The organism is Streptomyces sp. NBC_00525 (genome assembly GCF_036346595.1).
Taxonomy (GTDB): Bacteria; Actinomycetota; Actinomycetes; order Streptomycetales; family Streptomycetaceae; genus Streptomyces.
Genome location: NZ_CP107834.1, coordinates 4,084,929 through 4,100,670, shown reverse-complemented (window position 1 = coordinate 4,100,670; position 15,742 = coordinate 4,084,929). Strand labels below are relative to the sequence as shown.

Below are 15,742 nucleotides of genomic sequence, written 5' to 3'. Positions count from 1 at the left end.
GTCCGCCGCGCTGCGGACCTCGGCGGATCGGGGGTCGGCCGGGGCCCGGCTCAAGCTGCCACGGGCGGGGGCCGGGTCACAGGGGTTCGCGCTGGCCACCCCGTGACTTGGCCCCATCCGGACACCCCATACCGGGGAGGCGGGCCGCGATTTAGCATTCGAGGGGGCACAGCGAAGCCGACCGCGGGGGGACACGGGCGCATGGACGCACAGGGCACGGCGCAGGGGAAGGCGCAGGAGCTGTTCCGCTTCATGCTCGACCACCCCGACTGGACGCCGGAGAGCGCCCGGCGCGGTCTCGGGTTCTCCCGGATCGAGCTGGAACTGGCCCAGCACCTGCTGCTGGAGGCCGGGCTGCTGCGGACGACCCGCGACAGGTCGGCGCGCCCCACGACGGTCGAGCCGGCGGTCGCCGTCGCCAGGCTGCTCGCGATGGAGGAGGACGACGCCAGGAGCTGGATGGCCTCGGTGCACGAGAGGCGCACCACGCTCACCGCGCTCGGCTCCAAGATGATGCGGCTCCAGGCCCAGGCCGACACCGACACCCAGGTCAAGCTGCTCACGGGTCAGGAACCCATAGCCACCGCCCTGAACGGGGTCTCGGTGACGGCGCAGCAGGAGATCCTCAGCATGCATCCGGGCTCGCCGCTGCCGCGTACGGTCCTGGAGGACAGCATGGACCGCAACCGCGCGGCGCTGGAACGGGGCGTCGTCATGCGCTCGCTCCATCTGGAGGCCATGAACAAGGTGCCGAGCGCGCGGGCGCACCTGGAGGCGCTGGAGGACCTCGGGTGCCATGTCCGGCTGACCCCGGCGCTGCCCTTCCGGCTGATCCTCGTCGACGGGGTGCTCGCCTACGTCTCCGCGCCCGCCACCGGCTCACAGCTGTCCGCGCTGGAGATCCGGGGGCAGGAGATCTGCTGGCTGCTGCGCCAGGTCTTCGAGCACTGCTGGCTGCACGGCCGGGCCGTGCCGAGGGGGGAGAGCGCCGTCCAGGAGGTGGATCTGTCGGACCGGGAGAGGGCCGTGCTGCGGATGCTGGCGGCCGGGTACACCGACGAGTCGGTGGCCCGTGCCCTGGGCATCTCCACCCGTACGCTGCGCCGGATGACCACCGTGATCCTGGAGAAGATCGGTGCCCGGAGCCGGTTCGAGGCAGGGGTCAGGGCCGCCATGCTGGAACTCGTCGAGACGTCCCCCGGCGGCCCCGCGGACCTGTGAGCGGACACCGGTCACCGCTCCCGCTGTCCGGTCACGGCACTGGCCTCTCCCGGCCAGTGGGCCGGGTATGGACACCGGCCCGGCCGCTCCCTTTGATGGGCGCTGTTGTCCCCCGGACCGTGGCTCGCCCCGTCGAAGGCAGGAACTGCAGATGGCTCCCGACCGTGCCCCGGCACCGGACCGCCTCCCCACCCCGGCCGCCGGGCTGACCGACGGCGTCGTGTGGCTGCGGCCCCTGCGGGCGGCGGACGCGCCGGCCGTGGCCCGCGCCGGTGACGATCCGGAGGTGGCCCGCTGGACGCCGTTCCCCTCCCCCTTCACGACCGAGCACGCCCGCGACTGGATGGCCGCCCAGCAGGCGGCCGGCACCGTGGACCTGATCGTCACCGACCGCGCGGACGGCACCCGGGTGCTCGGCTGGGTCGGGCTGCACGACCTGGACCTGCCGCAGCGGCGGGGCGAACTCGGCATCTGGCTGGCGGCCGACGCGCGCGGCCGGGGCATCGGCCGCCGGGCGATGGCCCTCCTGACCGCGTGGGGCTTCGACGAGCTGGGCCTGGTGCGGATCGCGGCCCTGTGCCTCAGCGGCAACACCCGCGGCCGCCGCGCCATGGAAGCGGCCGGTTTCGTCCCGGAGGGGGTGCTGCGCGCCTACGAGGACGTGAAGGGCGTCCGGTACGACACCGCGATCCTCGGCATGGTCCGCACCGATGCGCGCGGCTGACCTCAGAGGGGGCGGACGAAGGAGACACGGTCGAGACCGGGTCCGTCGTAGTCCGGCTGGACGGGCCGTCCCCCGACGTCCTTCGGACCCGCTTCCGCGGTGAATCCCATCCGGGTGTGAAAGGCGAACGACCCCGTGTTCGCGGACGAGGTGATCGCCCGCACCACGCTGCGCCCGTGAGCCCTGCCGTAGGCGAAGAACCGCTCGTAGAGGAATGTGCCGAGCCCGCGGCCCTGCTCCTCGGGAGCGACGCCGACAAAATGAATGTAACTCTCGTCCGATCGCGTCTGGGACAGGAAGCCGACAAGGAATCCGGTCAATTCTCCGTCCCGCTCCACAAGGAAACTCCCCGTGGTGAAATGCTGAAAGTAAAGACGCGGCAGGAGCAGCGCCCGCTGCACACTTCCGACACTCCCCTCGAACTCTCCCCACCATCGGTCGAGCACCTTCAACACCCGTGGATGGTCGTCGGGTTCGGGGCGCCGCACCCGCATTCCATTGAATTCGACGATCGACATGGCGGGATGCTAGCACGGGCCGCCCGGCACGGCGGGGACATGGAAATCGATCGATATTCCGGCAGCGGACGTGACCGCATACGGACACGCTCCGAACCTGTACAGCCCCTCTTCGGAGCAGCAGCATTCAATCGTTCCCCGACGGTTTATGGAGAAGAAATATGCCGGGCTCACCCCGCTCCGCGGCAGCGGCTGTCCGCGACGAGTTGCACGCCGCCGGAATCGTCCTGCGCCTGGAGGACGGAGCGCTCCGCTATTCCGCTCCGCCCGGCGCGCTCACCGAGGAACTGCGCCGATCGGTGCGCGCCTGCCGCGACGCCCTGATCGGGCTGCTGGGCGAACCGGACGGCGCCCCGCAGGGCCCCGACGCCCCGGACTCCCGCGCCGAGGACTCCTGGCACTTCGCCGCCGACCCCGCCTCCGCCGGCGCCGCCTTCCCCCTGACCGACCTGCAACAGGCCTATCTCATCGGCGAGCAGGACTTCTACGACCACCCGGCGCCCGCAGTCTTCGTCCACGAGTACGCCTTCGCCGCCGGGACGTTCCCGGACGCCGACACGCTGCACGCGGCCCTGACCCTGCTGCGCCGGGCCCACGGGGCGCTGCGCCTCGCGGTGTTCGAGAACGGCACCCAGCGCATCCTGCCGGTCCCGGCCGGCGGTGAGGAACCCGGCCTGGTCGACCGCCACGACCTGACCGGCCTGCCCGGCGAGGCGGCGCGGACGGAACTCCTGGCGCTGCGCGCACGGCTGGCCGCCGATCTGCCCCCGTACGCCGAGGGACGCCCCTTCCTGCTCCGCCACGTGCTGCTGCCGGACGGCACCGCCCGCATCCAGATCGCCCTGCGGCTGATCGCCTTCGACGGGGTCACCACCCAGTTGTTCTTCACCGAGCTGGCCCGGTGCTGCGTCGAGCCCGACTACCTCCCCGACACGCTGGGGCTCACCTTCCGCGACTACGTACGGGGTCTGGAGGAGCGCCGCGCCTCCGGTGCGCACCACTCCGCGCTGCGCTACTGGGAGCGCAGGGCGGGCGTGCTCCCGCCGGCCCCCGCCCTGCCGGCCCGGCCCGCCGCCGACCCCGCCGCCGATCCGGCCGCCGACCCCTGTCCGGGCGCACCGCTGCGCCGCCTGTCCACCCGCCTCGACGCCCCCTCCTGGGCCCGCTTCCGGGCCAACGCCGCGGCCGCCGGGCTCCCGGTGGGCAGCGCCCTGTTCGCGCTGTTCACCGAAGCCCTGCAGCGGTGGTCCGACGGGGCCGCCGGCGCCGTCACCGTTCTGGCCGCACACCGCCCCGGAAGCCATCCGGAGCTGCCGCGCGTCTGGGGCAACGCCAGCACCACGGTGCTCGTCGGCTACGGGCCGGACGAGGCCGGGCTCTCCTTCGCCGACCGGTGCCGCCGGCTGCAGGGCGGCCTGTACGCCGACCTGTCGGCGCTGGAGGTCTCCGGCGTCGAGGTCAGCCGCTCGCTCCAAAAGCGCCGGGCGGAGACCGGCAGCCCGGCCCCCGTGGTCTTCACCAGCGGGCTCGACCTGGTCGACGGCGCCCCCGGCGGTTTCCTGCTGCCCCTGCCCGGCGCCGAACTGGTGCACAGCTCCATCAGCACGCCGCAGATCCTCCTCGACCACCAGGTGTACGAGGAGGACGGGGAGCTGGTCTGCAACCTCGACCACGCCGAGAGCGCCTATCCGCCCGATCTGATCGAGGAGTTGGCGGCCTACCACCGCCGGCGGCTGCGGGCCCTGGCCGACGACGGCGCGGAGTGGGCGGCCACCGGCCCGGTCCCGCTGCCGGCCGCCCAGCTGGCCGGCCGGGTACGGGCCAACGACACGGCGACGCCGCTGCCCACCGGCGAGCTGCACTCCTTCGCCCTGCGCTCCTGCCGCACCCTGCCGGAAGCCCCCGCCGTGCACGACGACGAGGGCACGCTGAGCCGGGCCGGCCTCGACGCGGCCTCGGCCGCGCTCGCGGACCGGCTGCGGGAGCTGGGCATCGGCCGGAACCCGGACCGGCCCGAGCTGGTCGGCGTACGGGTGCCCCGCGGCCGGGCGCAGTCGGTGGCCGTCCTCGCGGTGCTGCGCGCCGGAGGCGCGTACGTACCGATCGACCCGCACTGGCCCGACGCGCGGGTCCGCACGGTGCTGCGGCACAGCGGCGCCCGCGCACTGGTCACCGGGGCGGAACTCGGGACACCGGGCGAGCTGCCCGAGGGGGTGCACCAGGTCGTCCTCGGCCGCTCCCCCGGTCCGGACGCCTCCGGCGAACCCGCGCCCCCGCTCCCCGGCGCCGCCGTGCCACCGGCCGGCGGCAGCCTGGACCGGAGCGCGTACGTCATCTACACCTCCGGGTCGACCGGCACCCCCAAGGGGGTCGTCATCTCGCACCGAGCCGCCGTCAACACCCTGTGCGACCTCGCCGAACGGTTCTCCCTGACGCCCGACGACAAGGTGCTCGCGGTCTCCTCGCTCGCCTTCGACCTGTCGGTCTTCGACCAGTTCGCCGTGCTCGGCCGCGGCGGCAGCGTGGTGTGCCCGCCGCCGAGCGCCGTGCCGGACCCGCAGGCCTGGGGCGAGTGCGTACGGCGCCACGGCGTGACCGTGTGGAACTCGGTGCCCGCCCTGCTCGCCCTCACCCTGGAGTACCTCGGCGAGCAGGCCCGCGAACTCCTCGCCTCCCTGCGGCTGGTCATGCTCAGCGGCGACTGGGTTCCGCTGCCGCTGCTGGACCGGCTGGCCGCGTACTGCCCCGGCGCCGAGGTCATCGCGATGGGCGGCGCCACCGAGGCGTCGATCTGGTCGAACTGGTACCCCGTGACCGGCGTCACCGCCGGATGGCAGAGCGTGCCGTACGGGACCCCGCTGGCCAACCAGACCATGCACGTGCTGGACCGGAACATGGCCGACGCCCCGGACTGGGTGCCCGGCGACCTCTACATCGGCGGCGCCGGCCTGGCCACCGGCTACCTCGGCGAGCCCGAACGGACCGCCGCCTCGTTCCCGCGGCACCCCGTCACCGGTGAGCGGCTCTACCGGACGGGCGACCGCGCCCGGTACCGGCCGGGCGGCATCCTGGAATTCCTCGGACGGGCCGACCACCAGGTCAAGATCAACGGCTACCGCGTCGAACTGGGCGAGATCGAGGCCCAGTTGTCCGGCCTCGCGGGGGTGGGCTCCGCCGTCGCGCTGGTCGACACCTCGCACAGCCAGCCGTACCTGGCCGCGTTCATCACCCGCGACGACCCGGCCGCCGTCCCGGAGAGGGCCCGGATCGCGCCCGACGCGCCGGGGCTGCTGCGGGAACTCGGCGACGCCCTGCCCCCGTACATGGTGCCCGCCACCGTCGTCGAGGTGCCCGGACTCCCGCTGAGCGGCAACGGCAAGGTGGACCGCAAGGCGCTCCTGGCCCTGCTCGCCGACACGGTGCGCGCGGCCCCGGCAGCCGGGGCGCCGGACGCGGCCGGCGGCGGCGCGCAGCGCCCCGGATCGCCGGTGGAGGCCCGGCTGCTCGCCCTGTGGCAGGAGCTCCTGGGCCCGGCCGCGAGCGGCGTCACCGACGACTTCTTCGCGCTGGGCGGCAGTTCGCTGACCGCCGTACGGCTGTTCCGCTCCATCGAGACGGCCTTCGGGCGCCGGCTCCCGCTGGCCTCGCTCTTCCGGAGCAGGACCGTACGCGCCCAGGCCGCCCTGCTCACCGCCGGGGACGACGGAGCGTTGGCCGGCGACACCGGGCCGCTGGTCGGCCTCGGCGGCGACGGCGGGCAGCACGTGGTGTTCGTCCACCCGGTCGGCGGCGACGTCCTCTGCTACGAGGAGGCCGTCTCCGCCATGACGGCCGACCCGGACCTCGCCCCGCGGATCTCGCTGCACGGCCTGCGGGCGGCGGGGCTGCACGGCGCGGAGGAGCCCGCGAGCAGCCTCGACGCCATGGCGAAGCACTACGCGCACACGCTCGCCGAGCGCCTTCCGGACGGCCCGCTGCATCTGGTGGGCTGGTCGCTCGGCGGAACCGTCGCCCTGCACACGGCGGTGCTCCTGGAGCGGGAGGGGCGGCCGGTGGCCTCCCTGACCACGATCGACTCCTTCGTCGGGCGCCCGGACGGCTGCGCGCCCGCCGCCGGCGTCCGGCTCGCCGGATTCTTCGGCGATCTGCTCGGCCGGGGCGACCTCGCCGCACGGCTCCCGGACACCGGCCCGGACGCGTCCGACGAGGAGCGGCTGCTCGCCGCCCACGACGCCCTGTTCGCACGGGGGCTCATCGGGCGGGCCCTCGAACCGGCGGAGCTGTCCCGGCTGTTCGCCGTCTACCGCAACAACGCGGAGATCCTGGAGCGCCACACGCCGGTCGCCTGGCACCCCGGCCCGGCAGCGGGACCGCCGGACGGGCCGCCGCCCCGGCTGTCGATCCGCGCCGGACGGACCCCGCGCCACGCCTTCCCCGGCCTGCTGCCGCTCGACGAGGTCGTGGCGGACCCCGGCCCCGTACTCACCGTCGACGAGGACCACTTCTCGGTGGTGCGCGCCGCGGCCGCCGCCCGGCTGGCCCGGCGGATCGGCGCCCTGTGCGCCGCCGCCACCACCGACCGCCCGAGAGGAGCACGGGAATGAGAACACTGTCCGCCGAGCGCGCCCTGCTCGAAGCCCACCTTCCCGGCTTCGACGGATGGCTCGCCGAACTGGGCATCGACGGCGCCGAGGACCCGGAGGGCGACGTGATCGATGCGTTCCGCCGGGCCGGCGGCGGCAACCTGTTCGTCCCCCGCGAGCTGGGGGGCACCGGGCTCGGCTGCCGCGACGGCGTACGCCTCCAGCGGGCGGTCGGGACCCGCGCCCCGGCGCTGGCCGTCGCGACGACCATGCACCACTACAAGATCGCCTGGCTGGCCGCCGCGCTCGGCGCGCACGCCGGCGACGTGCTCCGGGAGGTCGCGGAGAAGCGGCATCTCGTCGCCTCCTGCGGCGCGGAGGGCCAGGTGGGCCGGAGCCTGTTCACGCCCGGCATCCGGGTCGCCGCCGCCGACGGAGGGCTGACGGTGTCGGGCAGCAAACGCCCGTGCTCCCTGACCCGTTCCATGGGCCTGCTCACGCTGACGGCGACCGCGCCGGACGACAGCGCACCGGAGAGCCGGCTCCTGATGCTGGTGATCCCGGCGGACGCGCCCGGAATCCGGCGTGAGCCGTTCTGGCGCAACCGGGTGCTGCGCGCCACCCAGACCGACGCGGTGCTCCTCGACGAGGTCTTCGTACCGGACTCCATGATCATCCCGATCGGTGATCCGGCGCTCTCGCCCGGCCGCTTCACCTCCAACCTGCTCTGGTTCCAGCTGCTCATCACCGCGTCCTACCTCGGCATCGCCACCGGCCAGGTGGAGCGGCTCTACACCGCGCAGCGCGGCACTCCGGGCGACCGGGTGGCCGCGCTGGCCCCGCTGGAGACGGTGTGCGCCGCCCTGGAGGCGCTGGCTCGGGAGGTGGACGAGGGCCGGTGCGACGACGATCTGCTCGGCCGGTCCCTGCTCGTGCGCCACACCGCCCAGCGGGCCATCGCGGAGGCGACCGACCGGGCCCTGGAACTCGCGGGCGGCATGCCGTTCGTGACGGGCTCGCAGGGTGTGGACGCCCTGGCCGCGAGCCGGGGCCTCGCCTTCCACCCGCCGTCCGAGATCTCGGCGCGGGAGCCGCTCGACACCTGGCTCGGCGGCGGCGGACTGACCCTGAAGTGACCGCGTCCCCCTGGGGCGACCCCACCTCGCAGACCGATCGACGCGCCCGTCCGGGCGCAGCACTTGGAGATTCGATGATCGTCCTAGGTCTTCATTTCGGCCACGACGCGGCCGTCTCCGTCCTTCGTGACGGGGCCGTCGTCTCCTACGAGCTGCGGGAGCGGCACACCCGGGTCAAGCACGCGGCCACCCTCGACGTGGCCACCGTGCGCCGGGCCCTCGGCGGGGCCGGCCTCCGGGCCGACGACGTGGACGCGGTCGCGGTCTGCTCGACCCAGGGGGTGGAGCTGATCGTCGACGACCCGGCGGCGCTGTCCGTCGCCTACGCGGCAAACGACCCGTTCGGCCGGCCCTGCACGCTGCTGGAGGAGGAGCCCGGCGCGGCCGAACGGCGGGGCGGCGGCACCCTGCTCGACTTCCTCTACGACCCCGGCCTGTCCGCGACCTGGCTGGGCCGCTCCTACGCGCGCCTGTACCCGGAGCACACGACGCGGAGCCGGGCGGACGTGCCGTTCGTCCCGTGGGTCGACGACTACGTCACCGTGCCCGAGTGGGCGGGCACCCGCGGTCTCGCGGAGCTGGCGGCCACGCCCGTGTCGGCCGACGAGCGGCACCGGTACGGCTTCCACCTGCCGGTGCGGGTGACGCTCGACGGGACCACGATCCCCGGATACGCCGTCCACCACCACCTGGCGCACGCGGGGAGCGTGTACTACGCCTCCGGGTTCCGGGAGGCCGCGGTGTTCACGCACGACGGCTACGCCGAGGGCGAGAGCTACCACAGCGGCATGTTCTACCTGGGCCGGGAGCAGGCGCTGTACCCGCTCGCCCCGCACCACCTGGGCCTGGGCGGCCTGTACGACCGGGTGGGCGCCGCGCTGGGCCTCGGCCTGGTCGGCCCGGCCGGGAAGCTGATGGGCCTGGCCGCCTACGGGCGCCCGCGCTTCTACTCGTCCCGGTTCCTGGGCAACCACGCCGACCTGCGCGAACGCTTCCCGATGGACGTGGCGACGGCCTGGCTGCGGCACTGCCGCCGGGAGGCCGAGCGCATGGGGTACGACCTGGCCCCGTACGGCGACCCGGAGCAGGCGACCGCCCCGGTCAACGCCGATGTGGCGGCCAGCACCCAGAAGCTCTTCGAGGAGGTGCGGATGGAGGCGGTGCGTACGCTGCACGCCTCGCTGGGCGCGGCCGGCCTTGCGGTGCCCGCGCTCTGCATGTCCGGCGGCACGGCGCTCAACTGCCCGTCCAACACCCGGATCGCCCAGGAGGGGCCCTTCCGGCGCGTCTTCGTAGAACCGGCCTGCGACGACGGCGGCATCGCGATCGGCGCGGCGCTCGCCGTCCACCACTCGATCCTCGACCATCCGGTCCCGGCCGCGGCCGACAACGGCCGCTTCCCCTCGCCCTACCTCGGCACGCCCCCCACGACCGCGGGCATCGCCGCGGCGATCGCCGCCGCCGGCGACCGGATCGCGATCGAGGACCCGGGCGGCGGCGAGGCGGTCGCGGAGCGGGTGGCGGACGACCTGGTCGCCGACCGCGTCGTGGCCTGGTTCGACGGGGGCAGTGAGGCGGGGCCGCGGGCGCTCGGCCACCGGTCGATCCTGGCCGACCCGCGCAACGCGGAGAACTGGCCGCGGGTGAACCGGATCAAGAGCCGTGAGGCGTGGCGGCCGTTCGCCCCCGCGGTGCTCGCCGAGCACGCGGCGGACTGGTTCGGGGACGTGCCGCTGCCCTCGCCGTACATGCTGTTCAACGCGACGGTGCGGCAGACGGGGATACCCGCCGTGACCCATGTGGACGGCACCGCGCGCATCCAGACCGTGGACGCCTCGGCGGGCGGCTACCACGCGGCGATCGCCGCCTTCCACCGCCGGACGGGCGTGCCCGTGGTGATGAACACCTCCCTCAACGGTCCCGGAGAGCCGATCGTCGAACGGCCCGAGGAGGCGCTCGACCTCTTCCTGAAGACCGGACTCGACGTGCTGTACCTGGCCGGCCTGCGCATCACCCGCGCCTGAACTCCGTCTCCGGGGAGGAACCATGAAACTGACGACCTGTGAGACGGCTCCCGCCGACTGGACCGGTGACGTGCTCGCCCTGGGCGTGTACGACGAGGGCGGGGCACCGGCGGACCAACCGTGGCTGAGCGGTGTCGACGCCGCGCTCGGCGGGGCCGTCGCCCGGCTGCTCGCGTACGACTCGTTCGGCGCGGCCCGCGACGAGCTGGTGACGGGGCCCGGAGTGCCGGGCCGGTGCGAGCGTCTGGTGCTGATCGGTCTGGGCCGCCGCGACGAGGTGACGCCGCACACCGCGCGGCGGGCCGGCGCCGCCCTGGCCCGGACCCTGACCACCGGACCCAACCGGCGGGTGGCGGTGGCGCTCGCGTCCTGGCGGGCCGGCGGGGAGGAGATCGTCGAGCACCTCGTGGAGGGGCTGAGCCTGGCCGTGCACTGCGGCCGGTGGAACGTGCTGCCCGACCGGTTCCGCGCGGACTACGGCTCCGACCTGCCGAGGGAGCCGGAGAGCGCCGAACTGCTCGGCTGCGCGGCGCCGGAGGAACTGCTGCGCCGGGCCGGGGTGTTCACCGACGCCGTGGTGCTGGCCCGCGAGCTGGTGGCCGCGCCGGCCAATCTGATCACCCCCGAGCGGCTGGCCCGTGAGGCGGCGGCGATCGCCGCCGCCGACGACCGGTTCTCGCTCGACGTGTGGGACGCGGACCGGTGCGCCGAGCAGGGGCTGACCGGCTTCGCCGCCGCGGCGGCCGGCAGCGCGGACCCGGCGCGGTTCATCCGGCTCGGCTACCGGCCCGCCGACCCGGAAGGACCGCCCGTCGCCCTGATCGGCCTCGGCCTGACCCATGACGACCGGGGCGTGCTCCGGTCCGGCGGCGCGGTCCAGGGCGCGAAGAAGTACATGGCGGGCGCCGGTGCGGTGCTCGGCGCGGCGGCGGCGCTGGCCGCGCTCGGCGGCCGGACGGAGGTCCAGCTGCTGATCCCGGCGACGGCGAAGACCGCGGGGCCGGGCGCGCTGCGGGTGGGCGACCTGGTCACGACGGCCTCCGGCGCCACGGTCGAGGTCAACCACGAGGACGCGCACGGCCGGCTGCTGCTGGCGGACGCCCTGCATCTGGCGGAGCGACTGGGGGCGGCCCGTACGGTCAGCGTCTCGGCGCTCGGCCTGCCCGTCGCGGCGGCCCTCGGCCCGAAGGCGGCCGGGCTGTGGAGCACCCACGACGCGCTCGCGGCGGATCTCGTCGCGGCCGGTCGCGGTGCGGGGGAACTGCTGTGGCGGCTCCCGCTGGTCGACGAGTACGACGACGAGTTGTGGGCGCCGTTCGCCAATCTGCGGGCCGCCGGGCCCGAGAGCGGGGACGCCGCCACGGCCGCCGCCTTCCTGCGCCGGTTCGCCCCGGCGTCCGGCTGGGCCCATCTGGAGATCACCGAACCGGCGTGGTCCCCCAGGATCGACGGCTACTACAACGCGGGCGCCACCGGGTACGGCGCCGGCACCCTGGCCCGCTGGCTCTGCCCCCGCTGAGCCGCCCCATCTCCCGAGGATCATCCATGTACGCACCTGAGCTGTACCGTTCCGAGGAACTCGCCCAGCAGCACGGGCTGATCGAGGCCCACCCCTTCGGCATGCTCACCGCGACGGTGGACGGCAGGCCGCACGGCACGCACATCCCCTTCGTGCTCGACAAGGGACCCGGGCACGGCCCGCGCGGCCGGCTCCGCGCCCATCTGGCCAAGGTCAATCCGGTGGTGCCGGTCCTCGCGGAGGGCGCCGAGGTGATGGCCGCGTTCGTCGGGCCGCACGCGTACATCTGCCCCGACGACTACGCGACCGAGACGCACTTCCCCACCTGGAACTACGCGGCGGTGCACGTCTACGGGCGGCCCCGGCTCCTGGACCCGGAGGAGGAGTTCCGGCAGCTGGAGGACCTGATCGCGGCGGAGGAGGCCCGCCGGCTGCCGAAGGAGCCCTGGACGCTGGACCGGGTGCCGCGCGAGCTGGTGGAGCGGTTCCGCACGATGATCGTCGCCTTCGAGCTGCCCATCGACCGGATCGACGCCATCTTCAAGTTCGGCCAGAACAAGAAGGAGGAGGACGTCGTCGCGCAGATCGACTCCTTCCGCAGCCGCCCCTTCGACTCCGCGGCGCACTTCGCGGACCAGCTCCACACGCACAACGCCGAACGACTCGGCTGAACAACGGACGTGACGAGAAAGGCTCTTCGATGCCCGCACACCCCCTGCCGCCCCTCACCGCCGAGACGACGCACGAGGAGGTCCGCGAACGGATCTCGGCGGTCTGGCGTGATCTGTTCGCAGAGCCCGGCCTGCGGATCGAGGACGACGACAACTTCTTCTCGCTGGGCGCCTCGTCGCTCCTGGCGATGCGGATGGTCACGGTCCTCTCGGAGGAGCTGGAGGTCCCGCTCTCGATGCTCGCGGTGGTCGAGAACCCCACGCTCGGCGGACTGGTCCGCCATGTGCGGGAGCTGTCCGCGGCCGGCTCCGACCGTGAGGTCGGCGAACTGTGACAGGCCGCGCCCAGCCCCCACGGCCTGCATAGATATGCAGGCCGTGAGGGGCCGTTGGCTCAGCCCCAGATCAGGTCGCCGAGAACGATGACGCCGCCGGGACCGCCGTTCATCGCCGCAACATCCCGGCCACCTTCACGCACTGTAGTCGCTAGACTTTGTCCAGTACTCATTTGAGCCATTCCCCCACTTCGTGGTCGACGAAGATCGCCCGGCGTCCGCACGCCGCAGCGAGAGTGACGCAGAGTAATCGCTTGAACACGGCTCCGGTCACGCCGCATCCATATTCGAGGATCGGTACATAATTTCGCAACCAAAACAACCTATGAACTCACATGGCGGGATGTGCGGCCCGAGCCGGCCCGTCCGCCTCGACGGCGGGCCGCTCGGTCGCGTACAGAGCCGGCTCGGCGGCCATGTACCGCTTGAGCCGCACCATCAGCACCGCGAGGCAGGCCATCGCCGCCGCGCCGACCACCGGGATGAGCACCACGAGCGGCACCGCGTGGCCGGTCACCGCGAGCAGTCCACCGGCCAGGGGCAGCGACAGGAAGTTCAGCAGGGAAACGGCGGCGACCGTGCGCCCGAACTCCTCGCTCACCACGACCCGCAGCCGCAGCGTGCGGATGACGACGCTGAACACGCTGTCACCCGCCATGAACACCGCGACCAGGGCGGCGAAGAAGAGGAATCCGGTGGTGGGCCCCAGCGCGATGAAGACGACGCCCTGCACCACCGTGCTGACGGCGGCCACCGCCAGGAAGCCGAAGCGCCGGATCAGCCGGGGCGCCGCGGTCAGCGTCACCATGGCCACCAGCCCGGCGGCCGAGTACACGAGGCCCAGCGCGCCCTCGTTGTGGCCGTAGCGGTCCGCGAGAGCGGGGGCCACGCCCTGGATCAGGCCCAGCATGATGTTGACGCACATGGTGGCCAGGACGATGGTCCTGAGCACCGGAATCCGCACCACGTTGCGGATTCCGGTCACCGAGTCCCCCAGCAGCCGGCGCGCCGCGGAACCCCTGCCCCCGCCCTTCCCCTCGCCCTTTCCCCCGCCCGTAACCGGCTCCGGGGCGAGGACCGGGGCCGGGACCGGGACCGAGCCCGGCGCGGCGGTCCGCTCCGCGCGCGGCAGGCCGAGGCTGAGCAGCAGGCTCACCCCGAACAGGCTCGCGACCACCACCACGATCGGCAGCGGGCCGGTCAGCAGCAGGGCCCCGCCGACGACGGGAGCCAGCAGCAGCGTGCCCTGCTCGATCCCGCTCAGCACGCTCTGCGCCCGGTGCATGTCCTCCGGCGCCACGAGCGTGCCCGCGAGCTTCTCGCCCGCCACGAGGACCTGCTCGCAGCAGATCCCGGCCAGCAGGGCGAAGACGATCACGACGGCGAAGGCATGGCTCTCCAGGATCACGGTGAGCACGGCCGCCACCACGCCGAGCCCCACCCGGACGAGGTCGTTGGCCCGGTAGATGCGCTGCTCGGGATACCGGTCGGCGAGATACCCGGCGACCGGCAGCGACAGCAGCCGGGGCACCCACTGGGCGGCCAGGACGAGCCCGGACCAGGAGAGTTCGCCGGTGGCCTGGTAGGCGAGCACCGGAAGCAGGAACTGGATGAGCTGGTCGGTCATCCAGCCGACCGCGCGCAGCGCGTAGTAGCGGTGCACGGCACCGGCCGGGCGCGAGGGGAGGGGGGTCATGAAGGCTCCGTGAGGAAGTGGGGCTCGGGGGGCCGTCTACGGGACGGGGACCACCGTCTCGCCGAGGCTCTGCCAGATCTCCCGCGCCTGTTCCGGCGAGTCGGCCGCGAACAGCGCGTACCCGATGCGGCCGCGGAAGTCGTGCGGGGGCGGGATCTCCTCGCCCGGACCAATCAGCACGCCGGTCTCCGTCACCTCGGGGCGTGCGGCGACCTCGTCCCAGCCCTTCAGCTCGGTGTAGCTGGTCAGTCCGGGGGCGGTGAAGTAGCGGATGCCCGCGCACTTCACCTGCCGTCCGACCTCCGCGCGCAGTTCCTCCGGCGTCCGGCCCAGGTACGCGGCGAGCATCACCCGTGACATCGAGGTCCCGGTGGAGAGCTGGACCAGTTCGGTGATCCGGTCGCCGGGCAGCCGGGCGGCGATCTCGATCAGCACCGGTTCGTCGCCGGGCAGCCGGAGTTCGCAGTGGAACGGGCCGGAGGTGATGCGGACGGCCTCGGTGACGCCCCGCACGTACTCCGTGATCCGGTCCAGGACGGGGGCCGGGACGGCGGACCGGACGATGTGCCCCAGCTCCACGAAGTACGGCTCGGGGCCGAGGAGTTTGCGGGTCACCGAGAGGACCACGACCTCGCCGTCGTGCACATAGCCGTCGGCGCTGAACTCGGGACCGGTCACGTACTCCTCGACGACGACCCGGGTGTCCATGGCGAAGCCCAGGTCCAGCCGGCGGTCCCCGGCCAGTTCCCCGTAGGCCGCGCGCAGTTCGCCGGCCGTGTCGGCGCGGCGGACGTGGATGCTGCCCGACGACTCGACCGGCTTGATCACACACGGGAAGCCGATGACCTCGGCGGCCCGCTCGACCTCCTCCGGCGTCCCGGCCCGGACGTGCCGCGGCACCCGCAGCCCGGCCTCGGCGGTCCGCTCCCGCATCAGGGCCTTGTCGCGGACGAGGTCGACGGCTTCCAGCGGCAGGCCCGGCAGGCCGAGGCGGTGCACCAGGCGGGTCACGGCCGGGATGTAGAACTCCGCACCCGGCACGAGCGCGTCCAGCGGGTGTGCGGCGTGGAAGGCCGTCACGGCGTCCGCCAGCGCGCGTTCGTCGTTGGTGTCGACGGTGAGCAGGGTGTCCACGAACCGCTCGAAGCCGGGCGGCAAGCTGCGGTCGTCCACCCCGGCGCTGGCCACGACGACCTCGAACCCGAGCCGATGGGCGTCCTCGACCATTCTGGTGCCCGAGGAGACCGGCTCGACGATGAGGACCCTGGTACGCCGTTCACCGGTGCCGGGGAGCGAGTCTGACATGTGACGTTCC

Annotated in this window: 11 protein-coding genes; 8 read left to right on the top strand and 3 right to left on the bottom strand. The window is 73.7% G+C overall.

The window, feature by feature from the left end; all coding sequences use genetic code 11:
• The first annotated feature begins 201 nt into the window (after positions 1-201).
• Both OG710_RS18435 and OG710_RS18430 read left to right on the top strand, forming a co-directional pair.
• Positions 202-1,221, top strand: a complete 1,020-nt coding sequence (locus OG710_RS18435; protein WP_330240302.1) for a helix-turn-helix transcriptional regulator — start codon at positions 202-204, stop codon at positions 1,219-1,221.
• Positions 1,222-1,372: 151 nt separating this feature from the next.
• Positions 1,373-1,945, top strand: a complete 573-nt coding sequence (locus tag OG710_RS18430) for a GNAT family N-acetyltransferase (protein ID WP_330240301.1) — start codon at positions 1,373-1,375, stop codon at positions 1,943-1,945.
• A 2-nt stretch (positions 1,946-1,947) separates the two neighbouring features.
• Here OG710_RS18430 and OG710_RS18425 read toward each other — a convergent pair whose 3' ends face one another.
• A complete protein-coding gene (locus OG710_RS18425; protein ID WP_330240300.1) occupies positions 1,948-2,463 on the bottom strand; it encodes a GNAT family N-acetyltransferase in 516 nt (171 codons plus the stop codon).
• A 161-nt stretch (positions 2,464-2,624) separates the two neighbouring features.
• On the opposite strand from OG710_RS18425, the gene OG710_RS18420 reads away from it, so the two are divergent.
• The 6 genes from OG710_RS18420 (at position 2,625) to OG710_RS18395 (ending at position 12,731) form a co-directional block, all read left to right on the top strand.
• A complete protein-coding gene (locus OG710_RS18420) occupies positions 2,625-7,067 on the top strand; it encodes a non-ribosomal peptide synthetase (protein ID WP_330240299.1) in 4,443 nt (1,480 codons plus the stop codon).
• Positions 7,064-8,182 (top strand): acyl-CoA dehydrogenase family protein, encoded by a 1,119-nt coding sequence (locus tag OG710_RS18415; protein ID WP_330240298.1) that lies wholly within the window; start codon positions 7,064-7,066, stop codon positions 8,180-8,182. Before OG710_RS18420 ends, OG710_RS18415 begins: the two co-directional genes overlap by 4 nt.
• A gap of 74 nt (positions 8,183-8,256) precedes the next feature.
• Positions 8,257-10,206 (top strand): carbamoyltransferase C-terminal domain-containing protein, encoded by a 1,950-nt coding sequence (locus tag OG710_RS18410; RefSeq protein WP_330240297.1) that lies wholly within the window; start codon positions 8,257-8,259, stop codon positions 10,204-10,206.
• 22 nt (positions 10,207-10,228) lie between these two features.
• The gene (locus OG710_RS18405) at positions 10,229-11,725 is read left to right on the top strand and encodes a leucyl aminopeptidase family protein (RefSeq protein ID WP_330240296.1); all 1,497 of its coding nucleotides are present in this window, start codon (positions 10,229-10,231) and stop codon (positions 11,723-11,725) included.
• A 26-nt stretch (positions 11,726-11,751) separates the two neighbouring features.
• On the top strand, positions 11,752-12,396 hold the full coding sequence (locus tag OG710_RS18400; RefSeq protein ID WP_330240295.1) for an FMN-binding negative transcriptional regulator: 645 nt from the start codon (positions 11,752-11,754) through the stop codon (positions 12,394-12,396).
• A gap of 29 nt (positions 12,397-12,425) precedes the next feature.
• Positions 12,426-12,731, top strand: a complete 306-nt coding sequence (locus OG710_RS18395; protein WP_330240294.1) for an acyl carrier protein — start codon at positions 12,426-12,428, stop codon at positions 12,729-12,731.
• 331 nt (positions 12,732-13,062) lie between these two features.
• On the opposite strand, the gene OG710_RS18390 is transcribed toward OG710_RS18395, so the two are convergent.
• Positions 13,063-14,427 (bottom strand): MFS transporter, encoded by a 1,365-nt coding sequence (locus tag OG710_RS18390; protein ID WP_330240293.1) that lies wholly within the window; start codon positions 14,425-14,427, stop codon positions 13,063-13,065.
• 36 nt (positions 14,428-14,463) lie between these two features.
• The gene (locus OG710_RS18385) at positions 14,464-15,732 is read right to left on the bottom strand and encodes an ATP-grasp domain-containing protein (RefSeq protein WP_330240292.1); all 1,269 of its coding nucleotides are present in this window, start codon (positions 15,730-15,732) and stop codon (positions 14,464-14,466) included.
• Between the last annotated feature and the right edge of the window lie 10 nt (positions 15,733-15,742).

Excerpts from the sequence above, each read along its gene's own strand:
- OG710_RS18435 (WP_330240302.1), top strand. The coding sequence starts at position 202 with ATGGACGCACAGGGCACGGCGCAGGGGAAGGCGCAGGAGCTGTTCCGC.
- OG710_RS18430 (WP_330240301.1), top strand. The coding sequence starts at position 1,373 with ATGGCTCCCGACCGTGCCCCGGCACCGGACCGCCTCCCCACCCCGGCC.
- OG710_RS18425 (WP_330240300.1), bottom strand. The coding sequence starts at position 2,463 with ATGTCGATCGTCGAATTCAATGGAATGCGGGTGCGGCGCCCCGAACCC.
- OG710_RS18420 (WP_330240299.1), top strand. The coding sequence starts at position 2,625 with ATGCCGGGCTCACCCCGCTCCGCGGCAGCGGCTGTCCGCGACGAGTTG.
- OG710_RS18415 (WP_330240298.1), top strand. The coding sequence starts at position 7,064 with ATGAGAACACTGTCCGCCGAGCGCGCCCTGCTCGAAGCCCACCTTCCC.
- OG710_RS18410 (WP_330240297.1), top strand. The coding sequence starts at position 8,257 with ATGATCGTCCTAGGTCTTCATTTCGGCCACGACGCGGCCGTCTCCGTC.
- OG710_RS18405 (WP_330240296.1), top strand. The coding sequence starts at position 10,229 with ATGAAACTGACGACCTGTGAGACGGCTCCCGCCGACTGGACCGGTGAC.
- OG710_RS18400 (WP_330240295.1), top strand. The coding sequence starts at position 11,752 with ATGTACGCACCTGAGCTGTACCGTTCCGAGGAACTCGCCCAGCAGCAC.
- OG710_RS18395 (WP_330240294.1), top strand. The coding sequence starts at position 12,426 with ATGCCCGCACACCCCCTGCCGCCCCTCACCGCCGAGACGACGCACGAG.
- OG710_RS18390 (WP_330240293.1), bottom strand. The coding sequence starts at position 14,427 with ATGACCCCCCTCCCCTCGCGCCCGGCCGGTGCCGTGCACCGCTACTAC.
- OG710_RS18385 (WP_330240292.1), bottom strand. The coding sequence starts at position 15,732 with ATGTCAGACTCGCTCCCCGGCACCGGTGAACGGCGTACCAGGGTCCTC.